Below are 21,404 nucleotides of genomic sequence, written 5' to 3' on the forward strand. Positions count from 1 at the left end.
AAGGGGATGCGCGGTCTTCATGCGGCGTCGCGCTTGCGCTTGAAGGCCGCGTTGAGGAAGCCGCTGAGCACGCCGATCATCAGGAGCGGCGGCAGCGACAGCAGGATCACGGAGGCATTCAGGATGCCCCAGGGCACGTCGCGCCCGAGCTGGCTCAGCTCCGAGGCCACGATGGGCAGCGTCTTGGCGTCCGAGGTGGTCAGCATCAGCGCGATCAGGAACTCGTTCCACACCAGCACGAAGCCGAAGGCGATGGCACCGACCAGCGAGCGCGCGGCGATCGGCAGCGCCACCTTGAAGAAGATCGCGTAGGGACCGTAGCCGTCGACGCGGCCGGCCTCCTCCACCTCCCGGGGCACCGCCTTGAAGGCCGGGATCGCGAGCCAGATCACGGTGGACAGCGTGAGCAGCGTGTAGGTCACGATCAGCGCGATGCGCGTGTCGTAGAGCTCGAGTTGCAGCCAGATCACCATCAGCGGGATCGCCACCGCCACCGGCGGCAGGAAGCGCATCGACAGCACGAAGAACTGGATGTCGTCGGCGCGCCGCACCGGGTAGCGCGCCAGCGCATACGCCGCGGGCAGGCCCAGCAGCGCGCCGATCAGCACCGCCGAGCCCACCACCACGAGCGAGTTGACGAGCCCCTGCGCGACCGCCTCGCGGCCCAGCACGTAGGCGTAGTTCTCGAGCGTGGGCGTGAAGAGGAACTTCGGCGTCGCCGAGACGATGTCGACCCGGTTCTTGAACGAGTTGAGGAAGGTCCAGAGCACCGGCACCAGCGCCGAGAGCGCGGCGGCGGCGAGCACCAGCCGCGCCACCAGGGTGCCGAGGCCCGGCCGCCGGCGCGCGGCCGGGCGGGTGGCGGGCACATCGCCGGCGCGCAGCACGGGCGCGGCGGAAGTCGTGGCGGGGGTCATGCGGGCCGGGTCCATTTCCAGAGGTAGGTGAAGGCCACGGTCGAGGCCACCATCATCAGCACGGCCATGCTCGAGGCGTAGGAGATGCGGCCCGACTCGATGAAGCCCTGCGAGAAGGCATACATGTCGAGGGTCTCGGTCGAGATGCCGGGGCCGCCGCGCGTCATCACGTAGATCAGGTCGAAGGCGCGCAGCGACTCGATCATCTTCACGAAAGTGAGGCTGATCAGCGGCGCGCGCAGCATCGGCAGCGCGACGAAGGCGTAGACCTCCCAGGGCTTCGCATGGTCCATGCGCGCCGCCTCGAAGGGCTGCGGCGGCAGGGTCTCGAGCAGCTTGAGCACGATCACCGCGAAGAACAGGCCCCACTGCCAGACGTCGACGAAGGCCACCGTGAGCAGCGCCGTCAGCGGCTGCGCGAGCAGGTCCAGCGGCTCGCCGGTGATCGCCTTGTAGGGCCAGGTCAAGAGGCCGAACAGCGGATGGAAGGCGAACTTCCAGACGAAGGCGGCCGATACGCGCGGCAGCAGCACCGGCACGATGAACAGCATGCACAGCACATTGCGCCAGCGCGGCGTGGCGCTCTGGAACAGCAGCACGCCGAGCAGCACCGCGAGCCCCATGGTGGCGCTCACGGTCAGCAGCTCCCAGGTCAGCGAGACGCCGACCGAGTTGAGGAAGCGCCGGTCCGAGAACAGCTGCAGGTAGTTGGAGAACCACACCCAGCCGATGTCGGACTGGCCGAGCTCGCGGTCCTGCAGCGACACGGCGATGGCGAACACGGTGGGCACCAGCGCCAGCACCGCGAGCACGAGCAGGCCGGGGCCGATGAAGACGAGCGGCAGTCGGGTCTTGTGAAGGGTCATCGCGGGACTCGCAAGGAACGCGGGGCCGGGCGGCTCACTTGCGGCGCCGCGCGATCAGCTGCTTGGCGTAGCCGTCGAGCTCGTCGAGGCCGGCCTGGATGTCGGTGCGCGAACCGGTGATCAACTCCTCGAGGATGATCCCCCAGCGGTCGCCGAGGTCGGGCCAGGCCGGGTCCTGCCAGAAGTTGACCGCGGTGAGCTTGCCGGTGTCGGCCAGCGCCTTGCCGAGGTCGGCGCCGTAGCGCTTGGAGAACTCGGGACTGCCCAGCACGCTGGTGCGGTTCAGTTCGCCGAACTGGCCCTCGGCGAGGCGGCGCTGCTCGTTCTTCTTCGAGGTGGCCCAGGCGATGAAAAGGCCGGCGCACTTCTTCGCCTCCTCGCTCTTGTTGGCCTTGGCGCCGATCGCCAGGCCGTGGCCGTAGCCGCCGCCGGTCAGCGGCGCGGGCGGCGTGGCATAGGCGATCTTGCCGATCACGGTCGACATCTTGGGATCGAGCGCATTGCCCGCGAGCGGGGTCGACTCGACCAGCATCGCGACCTTGCCCGCGAGGAAGGCGCCGGTGGCCTCGTCCCAGCCACCGGTCTTGGTGCCGGGCGCCGAGTACTTGAAGAGCTCGAGGTAGGTCTGCGTGGCCTTGAGCGCCGCGGGCGAGTCGAACACCGGCTTGTCGCCGTCGAACCACTGGCCGCCGTAGCCGCGGAAGTAGGGCATCCAGCGCCACACGTTGGCGCCCGAGCCGCGCTGGCCGCGCAGCGCCACGCCGTAGACGCCGTTGGCCGGGTCGTTGAGCTTCTTCGCGGCGGCCACGAACTCCTCGAGCGTGGCCGGCGGCTTGATGCCGGCCTTCTCGAGCAGGTCCTTGCGGTAGACCATCAGGTCGCCGCCGCCGGTCAGCGGCGCGAACCAGGCCTCGCCCGCGTAGGTGGCGACCTTCTGGCGGCCGGGATCGAAGTCGGCGTAGTCGTAGTCGGCCGGGTAGTACTTCGCGAGCGGCACGATCCACTTCGACTGCGCGAACAACGGCACGTTGGCCTCGTCCACGTAGTAGACGTGGTACTTGCCCACGGTCGAGGCATCGGCGCGCGTCTTGGTGCGGCGGTCGTTCTCGTTGAGGTTGTCGATGCTGAACGAGGCGCCGGCCAGGGTCTTGAACTCGTCCTTGTACTTTTCGAGCAGGGTCAGGCCGTCACGCGGCTGCGCCAGCACCCGCACGTCCTCCTTGCACGACGCGGCCTGCGCGAGCGCTCCACCGGCGGCACCGGCCGCCAGCAGCGCCACGAGCAGCGTGCGGACCCGGACGCGCCTCCCTGCGGATTCTTTGAACATCGCTTGTCTCCGTTGAACTTGTTGCGGATCGCCGGCCGAAGCCGGGGAACAAGCCCGCCGTGCCGGACGCCCTTTTCGGGGGGCGGCGCGACAGCGACGGGACGGGGTGAAGCGTATGCAGCGGCTCAGCGGTGCCGCGTACCCCCCAACCGGGGTACTGGTACTTTCATGACCAGGCCGACTGGGGTTTTACCGGGGTCGTGGGCGGGTAGTGGACCGTGCGCAGCCCGAAGCGTTCCTGCGCCTGCTGGCGGTAGGCGCTGGGCGTCATGCCCTTGTGCTGCAGGAAGCGGCGGTTGAAGTTGGCGATGTTGAAGAAGCCGACCTCGTAGCAGATGTCGCTGACCAGCCGGTCCGAGGTCTGCAGCATCTGGCAGGCCTTGGCGATGCGCAGCCGGGTCACGAACTCGGTGAAGGTGCTGCCCATCTGGCGGTGGAAGTAGCGCGAGAAGCTGCTCTCGGCCATGTTCGCGATGGCGCTGACCGAGGCCAGCGAGATCTCCTCGGCCAGGTGCTCGTCGAGGTGGTCGAGCACGCGGCGCATGCGCGTGCTGGTGGCCGGATCGCCGTCGGAGGGTTCGTCCTCGCTCGAGATCAGGCGCCAGTCCTCCCAGCGCGCGAGCTCGTGCAGCAGGCCGATGAACTCCGCCAGCCGCGCCATGCCCTCGTGCGCCTGCACGCGCTGGAAGCGCTCGCGCGCCAGCTCGCCGATGCCGAAGAACTCGATGCCGCGGCGCGCGCGGTCGAGCATCGGCAGCACCGCGTCGATCTCGGGGAACAGCGCCGAGCCCTTGCGCAGCGGCTCCTCGCGGAAGTGGATCACCATGCTGCGGTCGGCGATGCCGTCGGCCGGCACGTCGTCGGAGATCCAGGTGTGCGGCAGCCGCGCCCCCACCAGCGCCACGTAGCCGGGCTCGAAGCGGCCGATGTGGTTGCCCACGAAGGCCTGGCCGGTGGTGCGGTTGATGATCTGCAGCTCGTACTCGTCGTGGTAGTGCCAGCAGTCGAAGGGCCAGGGCACACCGTGCTGCAGACAGCGCACGGTGCCGCCGCCCGCGGGCTCGAAGCCCAGGCGCGGGTCGCGCAGCAGTTCGTGTTCGAGTTCGGGTTTGCGGGCGGCGCGCTGTGTTCTGCTCATTGTTGTCTCCCCGGGGATCGGCAAGGCTCGAACCCTGGTGCCGCCGCCGCGGCGCCCGTGCGGCGTGGCCTCAGGCGCCAGCGACCTTCATGCGGTTGACCAGCAGCGAGCCCGTCGTCTTGGCGCCGAAAGTGTAAGCATCGGCCCCGATGGCTTCAATCCCCATCGGCCTGGCTTGCGGAATCACCCGCGTTGGTGCGGCGCAAGCCGAGCCTTTGATGCACAACGGCGCCTTCATGGCAGGGTCCGCAACGGACCATAGATATCGCCCAGCAATCCGTCGATCAGTTCATGGATGGCAATGGCAGCACGGGTGTGCACGGCCTGGGGCTTGATAGCCATGACCACGTCGCGGTACATGCGCTCGGCATCCAGGGGACGAACCACCAACCGCCGGCGTGGCCGTAGCAAGCGCAGGCTGATCCAGGGAAAGACGCTGGGCCCCAGGCCCGCGAGCACCGCTGCGACCTGGGTGGCCGTGGAGTTCACCTCACCGGCCACCTGGTAGCCGATGTCGAGCGGCGCAAAGGCCCGGTCCAGCGCGCCGCGCGTGGCATTGGGCAGGCTGGGCAGCAGCAGCGGCTGCCGCGCCAGCTCCCGCAGCGACATGGGCTTGCCATCCCCTTCGCTGGCCTCGGTCCGGGCGCAACCGAAGAAGAAAGGTTCGCGCACGACCGGCCGGGTCTCCAGCCTGGCCGTGGCCTCCGACGCGTAGAGCACGGCCATGTCGAAGCGGCCACTGTGCACGCCCTCCACCAGATGGCCGCTCAGCCCTTCATGCAGGGACAGGATGACGGCCGGCCAGCGCGCACGGCAAGCCGCCAGCAGGGGAACGGACAGCGCCTGGGCGATGCTGCCCGCGATGGCCACCGACACCGAGCCGGCCACCTGCGACTCCTCGGCCTGCACCGAGGCCCTGGCATCGGCCACCTGGCGCAGTATGGCCAGGGCCTGGCCATAGAGCAGCCGGCCCGTGGCCGTGGGCTGTACGCCCAGCGGGCCGCGCACCAGCAGCGCGCTTTGCAACTCCAGCTCCAGCAGCTTGAGCTGGTGGCTCACGGCGGACGGCACCACGTGCAGCGCATCGCAGGCGCGCGTGATGCTCTGGGCGTCGATCACGGCGACGAGGTATCGCAGTTGGCGCAGTTCCACGAGGGTCCGCAGGGGCATTCGATTTGGGAGAAGCCCGGTTCTGAATTCCTCAGCCACGGGCAGCGGGGTACTGCCTACATTGTGCTTGCCGCCCCCTTCCATCCCAAGTCCATGCTCCCTCGTCTCCGATCCCTGCTGTACATCCCTGCCACGGCAACGCGCTTCATGGCGCGCGCCGCACAGTATGGAGCCGATGCCATCGTGCTGGACCTCGAAGACGCCGTCGCCCCCGCGCACAAGGCGCAGGCACGCGCACTGCTGGCGCCGGCCATCGCCGGCCTGAAGGGGGCCTGCTCCTTGTTCGTGCGCATCAATGCCGGCGAGGGCCTGCTGCGTGCGGACACCGAGGCCGCGCTGTCGGCGGGCTGTGACGGCTTGGTGATCCCCAAGGTGGAGTCGGCCGCCGACGTGCTGCGCGTCGCAGCGCTGGTCGACGCCCGCGGCATGAGCGCCTTGCATCTCCAAGCCATCGTGGAGACTCCCCTGGCGATGCTGCGGCTCGACGAGATCGTCCACGCATCGCCCCGCCTCGCATCGGTGGCCTTCGGCGGCGAGGACTTCGCCACCGCCCTGGGTGTGCCGCCTACGCCGCGCACGCTGGCCATGCCGGCGCAGGCCGTGGCCATCGCGGCGCTGGCGGCCGGGCTGCATCCCGTGGGGCTGGCAGGGACCATAGGAAACTATGCCGACCTGGCTCAGTTCAGGGAACTGGCCGACCTGTCGCGCGCCCTGGGAATGCGCGGCGCCGCCTGCATCCACCCGGCCCAGCTGGCGGCGCTGCACTCGTGTTTCGGCGTCAGCCAGGAGGATCTGCAGCAGGCCCGCGACATCGTTTCGGCCTACCAGCATGCCTTGTCACGGGGACAGGGCGCCGTGGCCGTCGCGGGCCGCATGGTCGATGCGCCGATCGCGGAACGCGCGCGCCGCCTGCTGCTGGACGCGGGAGAAAACGCATGAACACCACCCCTCTCGCGCTGCGCGGCATCCGCGTGCTCGACCTCTCGCGCCTGGCCGCGGGCAACATGCTCACGCTGCAACTGGCCGACTTCGGCGCCGAGGTCATCAAGGTCGAGGCCCCCGGCGGCGACACGCTGCGCGACTGGAAGAACGACGGTCAGTCGCTGTGGTGGCAGGTCTATGCTCGCAACAAGAAGAGCATCTGCCTGGACCTGCACGACAGTGCCGATGTGCAAAGCCTGCTGCAGCTGGCCGAGTCCGCGCAGATCCTGGTCGAGAGCTTTCGCCACGGCGCCATGGAGAAATTCGGCCTGGGGCCCACCGTCTTGCTGCAACGCAATCCCCGGCTCGTGATAGTGCGCATCTCGGGCTGGGGGCAGACCGGCCCCTATGCGCACCGGCCCGGCTTCGGCACCCTGGTCGAGGCCTTCTCCGGCTTTGCCGAGAAAAACGGCTTTCCCGACAAGCCCCCCGCCCTGCCCAACCTGGGCCTGGCCGACATGATCGCGGGACTGGCCGGCGTGGGCGCGGCCATGTTCGCCCTGCGCGAGGTGGAGACCCATGGCGGGCAGGGGCAGGTCGTGGACCTGTCCCTGCTGGAGCCCATGCTGGCCGTGCTGGGCCCTGATCCGGCGATCTTTCAGCGCACGGGCCAACTGCCCCGGCGCATGGGCAACCGCGCCGCCATCGCGGCCCCGCGCAATGCCTACCAGTGCGCGGACGGGCGCTGGCTGGTGATGTCGGGCTCCACCCAGCGCATGGCCGAACGCATTCTGGAGGCCATCGGCCGCAAGGACCTGTGCAACGACCCGCGCTTCGCTACCAACGCCGATCGCCTGCGGCATATCGATGCGCTCGATGCGCTGATCGGCGACTTCACCGCCGCGCGCAGCCTGCGGGAGAACCTGGCGCACTTCGAGCAGTGGGGGGTGACCGTGGGGCCCGTGCTCGACGTGAAGCAGCTGATGGATGACGAACATGTGCGCGCCCGCGCCAGCATCACCAGCGTGGCCGGCGCCGACGGCAGCCCGCTTGCCATGCACAACGTCTTTCCCCGCCTGTCGCGCACTCCGGGCGCCATACGCAGCCTGGGGCCGGCGCTGGGCGAGCACCAGCACCTGGTGCCGCCGCGCACCTGAAACGCATCCCAACACAATGACGGAGACAACCATGGCCTTCTTGCGCAACCTGAACCACCTGCTGCACCTGACCACGCTGGCAGCGTTGGCGACAGCCTTGCTGCTACTGGCAACGCCTGCGCGCGCGGGCACCACGCCCCTCGTCACACTGGTCGTTCCCGCCGCGCCCGGCGGCTCCAACGATATCGTGGCACGCGTGCTGGAGCCGCAACTGCGCGGCGAACTCGCCGGCCCCGTCGTGGTCGAGAACCGGGGTGGCGGCGGCGGCAATGTCGGCGCCGCACACGTGGCACGCGCCGAGGCCGGCAGCAATGTCTGGCTGCTGACTTCGGCCAGCATCATCACCATGAACCCGAGCCTGTTCAAGAACCCGGGATTCGACACGCTGCGCGACTTCGCCCCCGTCAGCGGCATCGCCACCGTGCCCCATGTGCTGCTCGTCCACAAGGACTTCGCCCCCTCCACCCTGGCCGAGCTGCTGACCGCGCTGCGCGAGGCGCCCGGCAAGTACTTCTTCGGCTCGGCGGGCAACGGCACCTACTCGCACATCCTCATGGAATTCCTCAAACGCGCCGAGAAGGTAGACGCCTCCCATGTGCCGTTTCGCGGCGTGGCGCCGGCCATGACCGAGCTGATGGCCGGGCGCATACAGATGCTGGTCAGCACCCTGCCCTCGGCCATGCCCTACTTGAACCGCCGCGATGTCAAGGCCTTGGCCCTGTTCTCCGAGCAGCGCAGCGAATTCCTGCCCGAGCTGCCGACGGCCCGGGAGACCGTTCCCGGCCTGGTCGGCGACCTGTGGATCGCGCTGTATGCGCCCGCCGGCACGCCAGCACGGGACATCGAGCGCATGCGCCAGGCAGTGGAGAAAGCCAAGGCATCGTCCGGCCTGCGCGAGAAATTCCGAAAAATGGGCGCCAGCATCTACGCCCCCACGGTCGAAGAACTGCGCCAGCAGACCTCGGCCGATCTGTCACGCTGGAGCCAGCTGATCAAGCAGGCCGGCATCCAGATCGACTAGAGTCTGCCCGCTTTCAGCTGCCTGCCACCTTCATGCGGTTGACCAGCAGCGAGCCCGTCGTCTTGGCGCCGAAAGTGTAAGCATCGGCCCCGATGGCTTCAATCCCCATCAGCATGTCCTTGAGGTTGCCGGCGATGGTGATCTCCTCCACCGGGAACGCGATGCGGCCCTTCTCGACCCAGAAGCCGCTGGCGCCGCGCGAGTAGTCGCCGGTCACGTAGTTCACGCCCTGCCCCATCAGCTCGATGACGAACAGGCCGGTGCCCAGCTTCTGCAGCATGGCGTCGAGGTCGTCGCCGGCCTGCGTGAGGCGCGAGCTCAGCACCAGGTTGTGCGAGCCGCCGGCATTGCCGGTGGTCTTCATGCCGAGCTTGCGCGCCGAGTAGGTCGAGAGGAAGTAGCCCTCGAGCCGGCCCGCGTCGACCACCTTGCGCGCCCGCGTGACCACGCCCTCGTCGTCGAAGGGCGAGCTGCCCTTGCCACGCAGCACGTGCGGGTCTTCGCTGACGTCGACGTGCGAAGGCAGCACCGGCTTGCCGAGCGAGTCGAGCAGGAAGGTGCTCTTGCGGTAGAGCGCGCCGCCGCTGGTGGCCTGCACCAGCCCGCCGAGCAGGCCCGCGGCCAGCGGCGACTCGAACAGCACCGGGCATTCCACCGTCTTGATCTTGCGCGACTTCAGGCGGCTCAGCGCGCGCTCGGCGGCATAGCGGCCCACGGCCTGCGGGCTCGCGAGCTCGTCGGCCGAGCGCATCGAGCTGTACCAGGCGTCGCGCTGCATGTTGTCGCCCTTGCCGGCGATCGGCGCCACCGAGATCGAGTGGCGCGAGCTCGCGTAGCCGCCGCGGAAACCGTGGGTGTGGGCGCTGAAGAAGTGGCTCTGCTGGGCCGAGACGCCCGCGCCTTCGCTGTTGGTGATGCGCTTGTCGGTCGACAGCGCGGCCGCCTCGCACTCGAGCGCCAGCTTGGCGGCCTGCTCGCTCGTGACCTCCCAGGGGTGGAACAGGTCGAGGTCGGGATGCTCCTTGGCGATGTCGGCCTCGTCGGGCAGGCCGCTGACCGGGTCCTCGGCCGTGAAGCGCGCGATGTCGTAGGCCGCCTGCACGGTCTGCGCGATGGCCGCCTCGGAGAAGTCGGAGGTGCTGGCATTGCCGCGCCGGTGGCCGACGTAGACGGTGACGCCCAGCGACTTGTCGCGGTTGCGCTCGACGTTCTCGAGTTCGCCCTTGCGCACCGAGACGCTGAGGCCGCAGCCCTCGGAAGCTTCGGCCCCCGCGTTGGTGGCCCCCAGCTTCTTGGCATGCGCCAGGGCCGAATCGACCAGGTTTTCGAAGAAGGAGCGGCTGTAGGCGAAGCCGGAGTCGGCGCGCGAGGAAGAGGTCGTCATGTGGGTGGCTATGATACTTGCGCCCCCCGTTTCCCGTTTGGCACCGTTTTCCCCTCGGTCCCGCCGCGTTGCACCGCCGCGCGGCGCGGCACAGAATCCATCCCCATGTCCCGCAAACCCAAAAAAGGCTACTTCGTCCGCGGCCAGTTCGTCGCCGAAGGCAGCGAACTCGACCTGGAGCTCAAGCGCGAGCTCAAGGGCACCGACGACGCCAGCCGCACCGACCTCAAGCGCGAGAGCGCCGAACTGCAGAAGCTCGGCGAAGAGCTCATGACCCTGCGCGCCGCGCTGTTCGACGCGCTGCCGCTCGGCGAGAAGCTGGTCGAGGCGATCCACGAGGCCAGGCGCATCACCAATTTCGAGGGCAAGCGCCGCCAGATGCAGTTCATCGGCAAGCTGATGCGCAAGCTCGACGAGCCCACCATCGAGGCGATCCGCGCCGCGCTGGCCGAGCAGTCCAGCGGCCCGGCCGCGGAGACCGCGCTGCTGCACGAGGCCGAACGCTGGCGCGACCGCCTGATCGCCGACGACGATGCGCTCGGCGGCTGGATCGAGACCCACCCGGCCACCGATGCCCAGCAGCTGCGCGCCCTCGTGCGCCAGGCGCGCAAGGACATCAAGGCCGGCCCGGCCGGCGAGGCGCCGCGCCAGGGCAAGGCCTACCGCGAGGTGTTCCAGCTCGTGCGCGAGCAGCTCGCGGTGCATGGCGGCGACGACCATGCGGCGGCCGCGGCGGAACAGGGCCGGGAGGAGGATGCATGAGCGGTTTCGATCCGGTACGCATCGGCATCGTCTCGATCAGCGACCGCGCCTCGAGCGGCGCCTATGAGGACAAGGGCCTGCCCGCGCTGCAGGACTGGCTGCGCCGCGCGCTCCGCAACCCGATCGACTTCGAGCCCCGGCTCATCCCCGACGAAGCACCCGGCATCAGCGCCGCGCTGATCGAGCTGGTCGACGCCGGCTGCTCGCTGGTGCTGACCACCGGCGGCACCGGCCCCGCGCTGCGCGACGTGACGCCCGAGGCCACGCTGGCCGTGGCGCACAAGGAGATGCCGGGCTTCGGCGAGCAGATGCGCCAGATCAGCCTGCGCTTCGTGCCGACCGCGATCCTCTCGCGCCAGGTCGCGGTGATCCGCGACAGGAGCCTGATCATCAACCTGCCGGGCCAGCCCAAGTCGATCGCGGAAACGCTCGAAGGCTTGAAGGACGCCGAGGGCACGCAACTCGTGCCCGGCATCTTCGCGGCCGTGCCCTACTGCATCGACCTGATCGGCGGGCCCTACCTCGAGACCGACGACACGGTCTGCAAGGCCTTCCGTCCGAAGTCGGCGATCCGGCCCGCGCGTTAGGGCTGGACCGCCGCGCTCCTGGCCTCGACCTCCTTGAGGCAGGCCTGCACCGCGGCATTCGACGCCTGCTCGTAGCAGCGCGAGGCGGCCGCGCGCAGCTGCTTCTGCTGCTCGCGGCGCTGCTGCGCGCTGTCGATCTGCCAGGTCATGAGCCATTGCATGGCCAGCGCCAGCACGATGCCGAAGCCGATGGCGGCGCCGACCACGGTCGAGCGCCAGGTCCTCGTGGGGGGCGCGGAGGTCGCGGGCGCCGATGCCGCGTCGAAGGCCATCGGCGCATGCGAGGGTGCGTCGCCCTTGCGGCGCCGCGGCTCGCGGGCGGCGGCCGCCTCGATGGCGGGCGAATAAGACTGGCGGTGGCTGCGGCTCATCGGTCCTGTGTGCTGTGATTCGCGGCGGATTGTGCGCCATCCGCGAGTCACGAAGCGCTCAGGCGCCGAAGCCGTGCGTCTCCCCCGCCTGCTCGCACGGCACGCGCTCGGCCTGCACGGTCGAATGGTGGATGTCGAAGCGCTCGGCCAGCAGCGCGCGCAGCCGCTGCACCAGCGGCGCGAGGTCGTCGACGCCGGACGCGCTCACCACGTGCACGCTGAGGCTCACCTTGCCGCTGGACAGCGCCCACACGTGCAGGTCGTGCAGGCTGGCCACGCCCTCGCTCGCGAGCAGCGCGCGCTCGATCTCGGGCAGGTCGACCTCGTCGGGCACGCCCTCGAGCAGCACGTTGAGGCTCTCGCGCAGCAGGCGCCAGGTGCGCGGCAGCACCCACAGGCCGATGGCCACCGCGATCAGCGAGTCGACCCAGGCCCAGCCGGTGTAGCGGATCACCAGGGCGCCGACGATCACGCCCACCGAGCCCAGCATGTCGGCCCAGACCTCGAGGTAGGCGCCCTTGACGTTGAGGCTCTTGTCCTTGCCGCCGGCCAGCAGGCGCATGCCGATCAGGTTGACGACCAGCCCGCCCGCGGCCACCAGCAGCATCATGGTCGACTGGATCTCGGCCGGCGCCGCGATGCGCCGCCAGGCCTCGTAGAGCACGTAGATCGCCACCAGGAACAGCAGCACCGCGTTGAGCACCGCCGCGAGGATCTCGAAGCGGTGGTAGCCGAAGGTGCGGCGCCGGTCGGCCGGCCGCTGGCCGATGCGGATGGCGGCCAGCGAGATCGCCAGCGCCACCGTGTCGGTGAACATGTGGGCGGCATCGGACAGCAGCGCGAGGCTGCCCGAGACCAGCCCGCCGACCACCTCCGCCACGAGGTAGGTCGAGGTCAGCAGCAGCGCCCAGCGCAGTGCCTTCTCGTTCGCGCCGGCGCCGTGCGAATGCTCATGGGCCATGGGATGCGGCTCGCGGTTCGGGGTCGATCGGCGCGCCCTGCTGCCGTTCGCGGGCTTCCTCCTCGGTCTCTTCCTCGTCGCGCCGGTGCGCGATGCGGTAGAGCAGCGGAAGCACCAGCAGCGTGAGCGCGGTCGAGGACAGGATACCGCCGATCACCACCGTGGCCAACGGCCGCTGCACCTCGGCGCCGGTGCCGGTGGCGATGGCCATCGGCACGAAGCCCAGCGAGGCCACCAGCGCGGTCATCAGCACCGGCCGCAGCCGGGTCAGCGCGCCCTCGCGGATCGCGGCGTCGAGCGGCAGGCCGCCCTCGCGCAGGTTGCGGATGAACGACAGCATCACCAGCCCGTTGAGCACCGCCACGCCCGACAGCGCGATGAAGCCCACCGCGGCCGAGATCGACAGCGGGATGTCGCGCAGCCACAGCGCCACGATGCCGCCGGTGAGCGCGAACGGGATGCCGGTGAAGACCAGCAGGCCGTCCTTGAGGTTGCCGAACATCGCGAACAGCAGCACGAACACCAGCAGCAGCGACACCGGCACCACGATCTGCAGCCGCTTGGTCGCCGACTCGAGGTTCTCGTACTGGCCGCCCCAGTCGGTCCAGTAGCCCACGGGAATGCGCACCGACTGCATCGCCTGCTCGGCCTCGGCCACGAAGGAGCCGAGGTCGCGCCCGCGCACGTTGGCGCTGACCACGATGCGGCGCTTGCCGTCCTCGCGGCTGATCTGGTTGGGACCGGGCGCGACCGACAGCGTGGCGACCTCGCCGAGCGGGATGAAGCTCAGGCGCTGGCCCTCGGGCGCGGCGCCGGTCGCGCCCTGCACCGTGCTGCCGGCGATGCCCGCGGGCGCCGCCGTGCCGCGCGGCAGCGCGATCGGCAGCCGCTGGATCGCCTCCAGGTCGGTGCGCAGGTTCTCGGGCAGGCGCACCACGATGCCGAAGCGCCGGTCGCCGTCGAACAGGATGCCCGCTTCGCGGCCGCCGACCGCGGTCGAGACCGCGTCCTGCACGTCGCCCACGTTGAGGCCGTAGCGCGCGGTCTTGCCGCGGTCGATCTCCACCGTGAGCATCGGCAGGCCCGTGGTCTGCTCGACCTTGACCTCGGCCGCGCCGCCGATGCCGTTGAGCACGCCGGCCACCTGCGCGGCGGTCTTCTCGAGCACCGCCATGTCGTCGCCGAAGATCTTCACCGCCACGTCGCTGCGCACGCCCGAGATCAGCTCGTTGAAGCGCAGCTGGATCGGTTGCGAGAACTCGTAGTTGTTGCCCGGCAGCTTCTCGACCTCCTCCTGCACCGCCACCAGCAGCTCGGCGCGGCTGCGCCGGGGCGTGGGCCATTCGCTCTCGGGCTTGAGCATGATGTAGCCGTCGGAGATGTTCGGCGGCATCGGGTCGGAAGCGATCTCGGCCGTGCCGGTGCGCGCGAACACGCGCTCGATCTCGGGGAATTTCGCCTTCAGCGTGCGCTCGAGCTGCTGCTGCATCTCGACCGACTGCGTGAGGCTGGTGCCCGGGATGCGCAGCGCCTGGATCGCGAAGTCGCCCTCGCTGAGGCTGGGCACGAACTCGGTGCCCAGGCGCGTGGCCAGCAGGCCCGACAGCACCACCGCCACCGAGGCCAGCGTGATCACCAGCGGCTTGGCGTTCATCACGCGTGCCAGCAGCGGCGCATAGGCGCGGCGCGCCCACGACATCAGCCGGTTCTCCTTCTCGCCGACCTTGCTGCCGATGAACAGCGCCACGGCCGCGGGGATGAAGGTGATCGACAGGATCATCGCGCCCAGCAGCGCGATCACCACGGTGAAGGCCATCGGGTGGAACAGCTTTCCCTCGACGCCGGTGAGCGCGAAGATCGGCAGGTACACGATCATGATGATGAGCTGGCCGAACAGCAGCGGCCGGCGCGCCTCCTGCGAGGCCGCGAAGACCTCGTGGAAGCGCTCGCTGCGCGTGAGCGGCCGGCCCTTGTGGGCCTGCGCATGGGCCAGGCGCCGCACGCAGTTCTCCACGATCACCACCGCGCCGTCGATGATGATGCCGAAGTCGAGCGCGCCCAGGCTCATGAGGTTGGCGCTGATGCGCTGGTTCACCATGCCGGTGAAGGTGAACAGCATCGACAGCGGGATCACCAGCGCGGTGATGATGGCCGCGCGGATGTTGCCGAGGAACAGGAACAGGATCGCGATCACCAGCACCGCGCCCTCCAGCAGGTTCTTCTTCACCGTGGCGATGGCCTTGTCGACCAGCACCGTGCGGTCGTACACCGTCACCGCCTTCACGCCCTCGGGCAGGGTGCGGTTGATCTCCTGCATCTTGCGGTCCACCGCCTGCGAGACGCTGCGGCTGTTCTCGCCGATCAGCATGAACACCGTGCCGAGCACCACCTCGCGGCCGTTGTCGGTGGCCGCGCCCGTGCGCAGCTCCTGGCCGATGCCGACCTGCGCCACGTCGGACACGCGCAGCGGCACGCCCTGCGCGTTGCCGAGGATCACGTTGCCGATGTCCTCGGCCGACTTCACCTGGCCCGGCGCGCGGATCAGGTACTGCTCGCCGCGCTTCTCGATGTAGCCCGCGCCCACGTTGGCGTTGTTGCGCTCGAGCGCGGTCACGATGTCGGTCATCGTGAGGCCGTGCGCGAGCAGCTTGGCGGGATCGGGCGCGATCTGGAACTCCTTGGCATAGCCACCGATGGAGTTGATCTCGGTCACGCCCGGCACGTTGCGCAGCTGCGGCTTGATGATCCAGTCCTGGATCTCGCGCAGGTCGGTGGACGTGTAGGGCTGGCCGTCGGGCCGCTTCGCGCCCTCCTCCGTCTCCACGGTCCAGAGGTAGATCTCGCCCAGGCCGGTGGAGATCGGCCCCACCACCGGCGAGATCCCCTCGGGCATCTTCTCGCGCGCCGACTGGATGCGCTCGTTGACGAGCTGGCGCGCGAAGTAGATGTCGGTGCCGTCCTTGAAGATCACCGTCACCTGCGACAGCCCGTAGCGCGACAGCGAGCGCGTCTGCTGCAGGCCCGGCAGGCCGGCCATCACGGTCTCGATCGGGTAGGTCACGCGCTGCTCGGTCTCGAGCGGCGAGTAGCCGGGCGCGGCGGTGTTGATCTGCACCTGCACGTTGGTGATGTCGGGCACCGCGTCGATGGGCAGCTTCTGGTAGCTGAACACGCCGAGCGCGGCCATGCCCAGCACCGCGAGCAGCACCAGCCAGCGCTGCTCGATGGCGAATCGGATCACACGTTCGAACATCGTGCGTCCTCAGTGGGTGTGGGTCGCAGAGGCCTTGCCCTGCTGGGACTTGACGACGAAGCTGCCCGCGGCGGCATAGGCCTGGCCCGGCTTCAGGCCACCGGTGATCTCGATGCGCTGTCCGTCGCTGCGCCCGGTCTGCACCGCCTGCGGCAGGAAGCCGCCCGGCACGCGCAGGAACACGGTGGGCTTGTCCTCCACGCTCTGCACCGCCTCGGCCGACACCGTGACCGGCGCCTGCAGCTCGGAGGCCACCAGCTCGACATTGACGAACAGCCCCGGGCGCCACACGCGCTGCGGGTTGGTCAGCGTCACGCGCGCGGTCGCGGTGCGCGTCTGCGCACCGAGCAGCGCGCCCACGTACGAGACCTTGCCCTGCGCCACCTGGTCGAAGGCGGTGGAACGGATGCGGACCGTCTCGCCGGTGCGCACCAGCGGCAGGTGCTGCGCCGGCACGCTGATCTCGGCCCAGACGGTGGACAGGTCGGACACGGTGAAGACGTTGGCGTCCTCCTTGACCGATTCGCCGAGCGAGATGTGCTTCTCGACCACCAGCCCGTCGAAGGGCGCGCGCAGCTCGTAGCGGCCCAGCGAGCCGCCGCCCGAGCCCGGCACGGCGCCGAGCGCCAGCAGCTTCTGGTTCGCGTTGGCGACCGCGATCTGCGCCTCCTGCATCAGCTGCTGCGCCTGCAGGTAGTCCTGCTGCGGCGAGATCTTCTCCTCCCACAGCTTCTTCTCGCGCTCGTAGGTGCTGCGCGCCAGCTCGAGCCGGCGCTGCGCCGACTGCAGCTCGCTGCGCTGCTCCGACAGCGCCGGGCTCGAGATCACCGCCAGCACCTGGCCGCGCTTGACCTCCTGCCCGAGGTTGGCGGGCACGCTGTCGACCACGCCCGGCACGCGCGGCACCACGTGCGCCGTGCGGTCCTCGTTGAAGCGGATCTCGCCCGGCAGCTGCAGCGCGGTGCGGATGTTCGCGGGGCCGGTGGTCTCGATCGCCACGCCGGCGGCCTTGATCTGGGCCTCGGTGAAGGCGATCCTGCGGTCCTCGCCCTCGTGCCCGCCGGCGGCGGCCTTGGGCTCGGCCTTGGCGTCGCCCTTCGCTTCGCCCTTTGCTTCGCCCTTGGCCTCCTCCTTGGCCCCGTGCCCGTGGCCGTCATCACCGGCCTCGGCCTTCTTCTCGCCCTTGCCCTCCTCCTCGTGGTGCTCGCCATCGGCATGGCCCTTCGCCTCCTCGTGGTCATGGCCATGGCCGGCGGCCTCCTTGCCGCTCTCGTGGTGCTCCTCGTCGGCATGCGCGGCCGACTCGGCGTGGCCGCCGGCGGGCTTCGACGGTCCTCCGGTGCGCAGGATCAGCGCGCCGACGGCCAGCCCCACGGCCAGCACGACGGCGATCGCGATCCATTGCTTGCGGCCCACGGCGGGCGCGGCGTTCTTGCGTTCTTGTTCGATGCTCATGGGAAACCTCAGCGGGTGACAGCGGAATGGGGGGTGGCGGCGGGAATGGCGGCCATGGGGGCCGGGGTGGCGAGGTCGTCGGACAGGCCCTCGGTGCCGAGCAGCCGGTCGAGTTCGCCCGCGGCGCGGTGCGCCTCGGCCAGCGCCAGCAGGTACTGCGCGCGCACCTGGAACAGCGTGCGCTGCGCATCGAGCGCCTCGAGGAAGCTGAACTTGCCGAGCTCGAAGCCCTTGGTGGCCGCGCGCCAGGCCTCGGCCGCGCCGGGCAGCGCGTCGCGCTGCAGGGTCTCGGCGGTGGCACGCGCCGAGCGCAGCCGTTCGCTCGCCTGGGCCAGGTCGGCGCCGAGCTGCAGTTCGGCCGCGGCGAGCTCGTCGCGCGCCTTCTCCTCGCGGCTCAGGGCCTCGGCGAGGTTGCCGCGGTTGGTGTCGAAGATCGGCAGCGGCACCGACAGGCCCAGCACCACCTGGTCACGGCGCGAACTGCCGGCACCGCCCTCGCCTTCGGAGGCCGGCACGCGCTTGGCGCCCAGCGACACGGTCACGTCGGGAATGCGCTTGGCGCGCTCCAGCTCGGACAGCGCGCGCCGGCGCTCGACCTCGAGCCGCGCCTGGCGCAGCGCCGGTGCCTCGGCACGGCGCAGCGCCACCTCCTGCTCGCCCAGGGGCTGCGGCAGGCGGTCGACCGCGCCGTCGACCTGCGTGAAGCGCGGCGCCGGATTGCCCCACAGCGCCGCGAGCTGCTGGCGCGCCGTGCGCAGGGTGCCCTCGGCCTGCATCAGCTCGACGCGGATGCCGGCCTCGGCCACGCGCGAGCGGGTTTCCTCGAGCGGCGAGACCTTGCCGGCCGCCACGCGGTTGGCCGCGGCGCGCGTGGCCGCCTGCGCGAGGCCCACCGAGTCCTGCGCCAGTCGCAGCCGTTCCTGCGCCGAGAGCACCTCGAAGAACAGCGTGATCGCGGTGGCGCGCAGCTCGGCGCGCTTGGCCGCGAGCGCGGATTCGGCCTGGTCGCGCGCGCGTTCGGCCGCGCTCACGCGCGCCGCGCGCTTGCCGCCGAGCTCGATCGGCTGGCTCAGTTGAACGGTGGTGGTGCGGTTGTCGCGCCGCGTGTCCTCGAGCGTCACGTCGAGCGTGGGATTGGGCCAGGCGCCGGCCTGCACCAGCGCGCCATCGGTGGCCTCGCGCTCGCGCCGGGCCGCGAACAGGCCCGGGTTGGCCTGGAACGCCAGCGCGAGCGCGCTGCGCAGGGTCAGCGGGCCCGCGGGCTCGAGGCTGGCGGAGGCCTGCGATGAGGCAGCAGAAGTGGAAGTGCCGGTCGCGGCCTGCTGCGTGGGCAGCGAAGGCTGGGCGAAGACCGGGGGTACCGCCAAGGCCAACACGGCCAGCGGCACGAAGAGCGTGCGCATCGGATTCTCCTGGGTTGCGAAACAACGAACGGGAAAATCCGGCGAGAGCTCAGTGCATGAACGGTGTCAGTGCGAAAAGGGAATGAAGGCGTGCTCTCGCCGGATCAGGCGGCGAGAGTCCATGCGGGGCGCACGGGCACTTCGGGGATGTGGGAGTCGAAGGACTCGGCGAGCACGGCGCGCGGGCCCTGCGGAACGAAGGCGATGCCGGGCACTTCGGCGGGCGCCGCCACCGCATGCTGCGCATGACCGAAGTGGCACAGGGCACAGTCGCCGATCGCGGGGTTCGGCGCGTTGCCGGCGTCCTTCGACGTACCCGCGTCGGCGTGACTGCGGTCTTCGGCCGCGTTGCCCGGATGCTCGTGGTGGCCCCAGTGCTGTGTCTGCGCGTCCTGCTCGTGCGCGCAATAGGCGGCCGACATCGCCCAGCTGTACTGGAGCGGAAGCAGGAACACCAGGAAGATCAACAGCCAGCGGCGCATGGGAGCGGGAGTATATCGACGGCACCTGCGGCACCGAGGCTTTCAAGACCCCACGGAACGCGGGTGCAGCGCACTGTACGACGCCTCGACACGGCTTTGTCCGTCAAGCGGATTACGAATTTGTAACCCCCTGCGAGGGCCCTGTTTCATTACCATCCGGCGATGCGAATTCTTGTCATCGAGGACGAGCCCAAGCTGGGCGACTACCTCAAGAAAGGCCTGGAGGAGAACGGTTACGTCGTCGACATCGCGCGCGACGGCATCGAAGGCCGCTACCTGGCCACCGAGGGCGACTACGGCCTGATCCTGCTCGACGTGATGCTCCCGGGCATCGACGGATTCGCGGTGCTCAAGGCGATACGCCGCACCAAGAACGTCCCGGTGCTGGTGCTGACCGCGCGCGACAAGGTCGAGGACCGCGTCAACGGCCTGCAGCAGGGCGCCGACGACTACCTGGTCAAGCCCTTCTCGTTCTCGGAACTGCTCGCGCGCATCCAGGCCCTGCTGCGCCGCGGCCAGGCCCAAGACGCCACCGTGTTGCGTCTGGCCGATCTGGAGCTCGACCTCGCGAGCCGCAAGTGCCAGCGCGCGCGCAAGCGCGTCGACCTGACCTCGAAGGAATTCATGCTGCTGACGGTGCTGCTGCGCCGGCGCGGCCAGATCCTCTCGCGCACCACGCTGGCCGAGCAGGTGTGGGACATGAACTTCGACAGCGACACCAACGTGGTCGAGGTGGCGATCCGCCGGCTGCGCGGCAAGATCGACGATCCCTTCGAGGTGAAGCTGCTGCACACGGTGCGCGGCATGGGCTACGTGCTCGAAGACCGCTCCTGGGCCTGAGAGCCCGGTCCCCCTTTCTCTCCGGCGAGCATGCGCGCCCCCTCGATACGCCGCCGGCTGTCGCTCTGGTTCGCGGCCCAGACCTTCTTCGGCCTCAGCGTGGTGTGCCTCGCGGTCTACCTGGTCACGGCCTGGAACTTCGGCGCCAAGCAGGACACCGAGATCGCGCACAAGGCCGAGCTGGTGCAGCACCTGCTGGCCGAGGGCGAGAAGGCCGGCGATCTCTCGACCCTGCGGCACAAGCTCGAGGACTTCTTCTCGATGGAGGACGAGTTCAGCCTCTCCATCGTCACGGCCACGGGCGACACCATCTTCCGCTCCACGCCGCCCACGGGCGGGCGCTGGGTGCGCAGCGACCGGCAGATGCCGTGGCGCGCGCCGGGCGCGCCGGGCGCGCAGACCGCGCCGCTGACGGTCTCCATCGGCATCAGCGTGGCCAACGACGCGCGGCTGCTCGAGCGCCTGGCCTGGACCCTGCTGGGCGCGGTGCTGCTGGGCACGGCGCTGGTCTCGCTGACCGGCTTCTGGCTGGTGCGGCGCGGGCTGCGGCCGCTCAAGGCGCTGGCCGAGCGCACCGCGGCGATGGCGCCCGACCGGCCCAACGAGCCGATCGACGCGCTGGCCTTCGCCGAGGAGCTGCGGCCCTGGATCACGCAGTTCAACGCACTGCTTTTGCGTGTGCAGCGCGCCTACGTGCAGCTCGAATCCTTCAATGCCGACGTGGCGCACGAGCTGCGCACGCCGCTGGCCAACCTGATCGGCTCGACCGAGCTCGCGCTGACCCGGCCGCGCGGCAACGAGGAGCTGCAGGCCGTGCTGGCCTCCAACCTCGAGGAGATCGGCCGCCTCTCGGGCATCGTGACCGACATGCTGTTCCTCTCGCAGGCCGAGCGCGGCGGCGCGACGCGCTCGCGCGCGACCGTGAGCCTGGCGGCGCAGGCGGTGGACGTGATCGACTTCCACGACGCCATGCTCGAGGAGGCCGGGCTGCAGGCGCGCGTCGAAGGCGATGCCAGGGTCGACGTCGATGCGGCGCTGGTGCGCCGCGCGCTGTCGAACCTGCTGGGCAATGCCATCCGCTTCGCGGCGCCGGGCTCGGCCATCGCGATCGAGATCGGGCCCGACACCGGCCCGGGAAGCCAGCGCGACGCCATCGCGCTGGTGCTCGTCAACCGCGGCGCCGCCATCGCGCCCGAGGTGCTGCCGCGGCTGTTCGAGCGCTTCTACCGCGCGGCCCCGGCGCGCGACGGTTCGGCCCGCCACCATGGGCTGGGCCTGGCTATCGTCGAGGCCATCGCGCGCATGCATGGCGGCCGCGTGTTCGCCTCCAGCCAGGACGGCACGACGCGCATCGGCTTCACGGTGCCAACGCACCCATGATGCGCGGGC

General features: G+C 70.1%; 20 protein-coding genes. 7 read left to right on the forward strand and 13 right to left on the reverse strand.

Features of this window, described 5'->3' with window-relative positions; all coding sequences use genetic code 11:
• Positions 1 to 17: 17 nt before the first annotated feature.
• The 6 genes from R0232_RS23455 to R0232_RS23480 all read right to left on the reverse strand — a co-directional run bounded on the left by R0232_RS23455 (position 18) and on the right by R0232_RS23480 (position 5,367).
• Positions 18 to 917, reverse strand: coding sequence for a carbohydrate ABC transporter permease (locus tag R0232_RS23455; RefSeq protein ID WP_431509580.1), 900 nt, complete (start codon positions 915 to 917; stop codon positions 18 to 20).
• Positions 914 to 1,783, reverse strand: coding sequence for a carbohydrate ABC transporter permease (locus R0232_RS23460; RefSeq protein WP_057592131.1), 870 nt, complete (start codon positions 1,781 to 1,783; stop codon positions 914 to 916). Before R0232_RS23460 ends, R0232_RS23455 begins: the two co-directional genes overlap by 4 nt.
• A gap of 34 nt (positions 1,784 to 1,817) precedes the next feature.
• Positions 1,818 to 3,110 carry an ABC transporter substrate-binding protein gene (locus R0232_RS23465; protein ID WP_296799710.1) on the reverse strand — a complete coding sequence of 431 codons (1,293 nt, stop codon included), beginning with the start codon at positions 3,108 to 3,110 and terminating at the stop codon, positions 1,818 to 1,820.
• A 166-nt stretch (positions 3,111 to 3,276) separates the two neighbouring features.
• Positions 3,277 to 4,248 (reverse strand): helix-turn-helix domain-containing protein, encoded by a 972-nt coding sequence (locus R0232_RS23470; RefSeq protein ID WP_208513028.1) that lies wholly within the window; start codon positions 4,246 to 4,248, stop codon positions 3,277 to 3,279.
• Between the two features lie 70 nt (positions 4,249 to 4,318).
• Positions 4,319 to 4,486: a hypothetical protein gene (locus R0232_RS23475; protein ID WP_431512958.1), complete on the reverse strand. Its 168-nt coding sequence runs from the start codon at positions 4,484 to 4,486 to the stop codon at positions 4,319 to 4,321.
• Positions 4,483 to 5,367: a LysR substrate-binding domain-containing protein gene (locus R0232_RS23480; protein WP_431509581.1), complete on the reverse strand. Its 885-nt coding sequence runs from the start codon at positions 5,365 to 5,367 to the stop codon at positions 4,483 to 4,485. Before R0232_RS23480 ends, R0232_RS23475 begins: the two co-directional genes overlap by 4 nt.
• On the opposite strand from R0232_RS23480, the gene R0232_RS23485 reads away from it, so the two are divergent.
• The 3 genes from R0232_RS23485 to R0232_RS23495 are packed head-to-tail and all read left to right on the forward strand — an operon-like array spanning position 5,323 to position 8,517.
• Positions 5,323 to 6,357 carry an HpcH/HpaI aldolase/citrate lyase family protein gene (locus R0232_RS23485; RefSeq protein WP_431509582.1) on the forward strand — a complete coding sequence of 345 codons (1,035 nt, stop codon included), beginning with the start codon at positions 5,323 to 5,325 and terminating at the stop codon, positions 6,355 to 6,357. The genes R0232_RS23480 and R0232_RS23485 overlap by 45 nt on opposite strands.
• Positions 6,354 to 7,496, forward strand: a complete 1,143-nt coding sequence (locus tag R0232_RS23490) for a CaiB/BaiF CoA transferase family protein (RefSeq protein ID WP_431509583.1) — start codon at positions 6,354 to 6,356, stop codon at positions 7,494 to 7,496. Before R0232_RS23485 ends, R0232_RS23490 begins: the two co-directional genes overlap by 4 nt.
• Before the next feature lie 40 nt (positions 7,497 to 7,536).
• Entirely contained in the window at positions 7,537 to 8,517 is a 981-nt protein-coding gene (locus tag R0232_RS23495) for a Bug family tripartite tricarboxylate transporter substrate binding protein (protein WP_431509584.1), read from the forward strand.
• Positions 8,518 to 8,530: 13 nt separating this feature from the next.
• On the opposite strand, the gene pmbA is transcribed toward R0232_RS23495, so the two are convergent.
• Complete coding sequence (gene pmbA, locus R0232_RS23500; protein ID WP_431509585.1) at positions 8,531 to 9,901, reverse strand: metalloprotease PmbA; 1,371 nt, start codon at positions 9,899 to 9,901, stop codon at positions 8,531 to 8,533.
• Between the two features lie 105 nt (positions 9,902 to 10,006).
• Here pmbA and yjgA point away from each other — a divergent pair, with 105 nt between their 5' ends.
• Together yjgA and mog are read left to right on the forward strand one after the other, a co-directional pair.
• Positions 10,007 to 10,663, forward strand: a complete 657-nt coding sequence (gene yjgA / locus R0232_RS23505; protein ID WP_093339460.1) for a ribosome biogenesis factor YjgA — start codon at positions 10,007 to 10,009, stop codon at positions 10,661 to 10,663.
• Positions 10,660 to 11,250, forward strand: a complete 591-nt coding sequence (mog, locus tag R0232_RS23510) for a molybdopterin adenylyltransferase (protein WP_431509586.1) — start codon at positions 10,660 to 10,662, stop codon at positions 11,248 to 11,250. The genes yjgA and mog overlap by 4 nt, the downstream gene beginning before the upstream one ends.
• Here the strand turns inward: mog and R0232_RS23515 are convergent.
• The 6 genes from R0232_RS23515 to czcI all read right to left on the reverse strand — a co-directional run bounded on the left by R0232_RS23515 (position 11,247) and on the right by czcI (position 19,175).
• The gene (locus R0232_RS23515) at positions 11,247 to 11,621 is read right to left on the reverse strand and encodes a hypothetical protein (protein WP_431509587.1); all 375 of its coding nucleotides are present in this window, start codon (positions 11,619 to 11,621) and stop codon (positions 11,247 to 11,249) included. The two genes, mog and R0232_RS23515, sit on opposite strands and share 4 nt — an antisense overlap.
• Positions 11,622 to 11,679: 58 nt before the next feature.
• A complete protein-coding gene (locus tag R0232_RS23520; RefSeq protein WP_431509588.1) occupies positions 11,680 to 12,582 on the reverse strand; it encodes a cation diffusion facilitator family transporter in 903 nt (300 codons plus the stop codon).
• Positions 12,572 to 15,835 carry a CusA/CzcA family heavy metal efflux RND transporter gene (locus R0232_RS23525; protein WP_431509589.1) on the reverse strand — a complete coding sequence of 1,088 codons (3,264 nt, stop codon included), beginning with the start codon at positions 15,833 to 15,835 and terminating at the stop codon, positions 12,572 to 12,574. Before R0232_RS23525 ends, R0232_RS23520 begins: the two co-directional genes overlap by 11 nt.
• Positions 15,836 to 15,844: 9 nt before the next feature.
• On the reverse strand, positions 15,845 to 17,290 hold the full coding sequence (locus R0232_RS23530; RefSeq protein WP_431509590.1) for an efflux RND transporter periplasmic adaptor subunit: 1,446 nt from the start codon (positions 17,288 to 17,290) through the stop codon (positions 15,845 to 15,847).
• 8 nt (positions 17,291 to 17,298) lie between these two features.
• On the reverse strand, positions 17,299 to 18,693 hold the full coding sequence (locus R0232_RS23535) for a TolC family protein (protein WP_431509591.1): 1,395 nt from the start codon (positions 18,691 to 18,693) through the stop codon (positions 17,299 to 17,301).
• A 104-nt stretch (positions 18,694 to 18,797) separates the two neighbouring features.
• Complete coding sequence (gene czcI / locus R0232_RS23540; protein ID WP_296775998.1) at positions 18,798 to 19,175, reverse strand: cation efflux protein, CzcI family; 378 nt, start codon at positions 19,173 to 19,175, stop codon at positions 18,798 to 18,800.
• A 162-nt stretch (positions 19,176 to 19,337) separates the two neighbouring features.
• Here czcI and R0232_RS23545 point away from each other — a divergent pair, with 162 nt between their 5' ends.
• Together R0232_RS23545 and R0232_RS23550 are read left to right on the forward strand one after the other, a co-directional pair.
• Positions 19,338 to 20,015 carry a heavy metal response regulator transcription factor gene (locus tag R0232_RS23545; protein WP_057594849.1) on the forward strand — a complete coding sequence of 226 codons (678 nt, stop codon included), beginning with the start codon at positions 19,338 to 19,340 and terminating at the stop codon, positions 20,013 to 20,015.
• A gap of 30 nt (positions 20,016 to 20,045) precedes the next feature.
• Complete coding sequence (locus R0232_RS23550; RefSeq protein ID WP_431509592.1) at positions 20,046 to 21,395, forward strand: heavy metal sensor histidine kinase; 1,350 nt, start codon at positions 20,046 to 20,048, stop codon at positions 21,393 to 21,395.
• The last annotated feature ends 9 nt before the right edge of the window (positions 21,396 to 21,404 follow it).

Source organism: Variovorax sp. DAIF25 (assembly GCF_050711835.1).
Classification (GTDB): domain Bacteria; phylum Pseudomonadota; class Gammaproteobacteria; order Burkholderiales; family Burkholderiaceae_C; genus Variovorax.

Coding starts and splice junctions, on each gene's coding strand:
- R0232_RS23465 (WP_296799710.1), bottom strand. CDS start 3,110: ATGTTCAAAGAATCCGCAGGGAGGCGCGTCCGGGTCCGCACGCTGCTC.
- R0232_RS23525 (WP_431509589.1), bottom strand. CDS start 15,835: ATGTTCGAACGTGTGATCCGATTCGCCATCGAGCAGCGCTGGCTGGTG.
- R0232_RS23470 (WP_208513028.1), bottom strand. CDS start 4,248: ATGAGCAGAACACAGCGCGCCGCCCGCAAACCCGAACTCGAACACGAA.
- R0232_RS23520 (WP_431509588.1), bottom strand. CDS start 12,582: ATGGCCCATGAGCATTCGCACGGCGCCGGCGCGAACGAGAAGGCACTG.
- R0232_RS23535 (WP_431509591.1), bottom strand. CDS start 18,693: ATGCGCACGCTCTTCGTGCCGCTGGCCGTGTTGGCCTTGGCGGTACCC.
- yjgA (WP_093339460.1), top strand. CDS start 10,007: ATGTCCCGCAAACCCAAAAAAGGCTACTTCGTCCGCGGCCAGTTCGTC.
- czcI (WP_296775998.1), bottom strand. CDS start 19,175: ATGCGCCGCTGGCTGTTGATCTTCCTGGTGTTCCTGCTTCCGCTCCAG.
- R0232_RS23460 (WP_057592131.1), bottom strand. CDS start 1,783: ATGACCCTTCACAAGACCCGACTGCCGCTCGTCTTCATCGGCCCCGGC.
- pmbA (WP_431509585.1), bottom strand. CDS start 9,901: ATGACGACCTCTTCCTCGCGCGCCGACTCCGGCTTCGCCTACAGCCGC.
- R0232_RS23530 (WP_431509590.1), bottom strand. CDS start 17,290: ATGAGCATCGAACAAGAACGCAAGAACGCCGCGCCCGCCGTGGGCCGC.
- R0232_RS23515 (WP_431509587.1), bottom strand. CDS start 11,621: ATGAGCCGCAGCCACCGCCAGTCTTATTCGCCCGCCATCGAGGCGGCC.
- R0232_RS23455 (WP_431509580.1), bottom strand. CDS start 917: ATGACCCCCGCCACGACTTCCGCCGCGCCCGTGCTGCGCGCCGGCGAT.
- mog (WP_431509586.1), top strand. CDS start 10,660: ATGAGCGGTTTCGATCCGGTACGCATCGGCATCGTCTCGATCAGCGAC.
- R0232_RS23545 (WP_057594849.1), top strand. CDS start 19,338: ATGCGAATTCTTGTCATCGAGGACGAGCCCAAGCTGGGCGACTACCTC.
- R0232_RS23550 (WP_431509592.1), top strand. CDS start 20,046: ATGCGCGCCCCCTCGATACGCCGCCGGCTGTCGCTCTGGTTCGCGGCC.
- R0232_RS23490 (WP_431509583.1), top strand. CDS start 6,354: ATGAACACCACCCCTCTCGCGCTGCGCGGCATCCGCGTGCTCGACCTC.
- R0232_RS23475 (WP_431512958.1), bottom strand. CDS start 4,486: ATGAAGGCGCCGTTGTGCATCAAAGGCTCGGCTTGCGCCGCACCAACG.